This is a genomic window from Streptococcus sp. HMSC072D05 (assembly GCF_001815805.1).
Taxonomy (GTDB): Bacteria; Bacillota; Bacilli; order Lactobacillales; family Streptococcaceae; genus Streptococcus.
The window spans coordinates 1-275 of record NZ_KV822035.1; the positions used below are offsets into that span (position 1 = coordinate 1).

At 28.0% G+C, this 275-nt stretch carries 1 pseudogene; it reads right to left on the minus strand.

Annotation, left to right across the window (positions count from 1 at the left end):
• Window positions 1-275, minus strand: a pseudogene (locus tag HMPREF3057_RS05325) (hypothetical protein); the annotation flags it as partial.

A 275-nucleotide genomic window follows, 5' to 3' on the forward strand; every position in this document is an offset into this window, starting at 1 on the left:
TCAATTCCTATTTTTTTTAACCAAGTCTTCCCTTCTTGAGTTAATTTATAAAAATTTTCTTCTTCTTTAATATAATTATTTTCTATCAAAGATTCAGTAAACTTAACCCCTATTTTTCCGGCAATATGACCATAACAAGTACGCATATATGATAATTTTTCTTTTTTTGTTGTTTCTTTTAACGACTTACTACTCATAGGTGGAGATATGACAGACAAAGCTTGGATTGCATCAACAACTTTATCATTATCAATTTTATAATAACGATGTCGTCC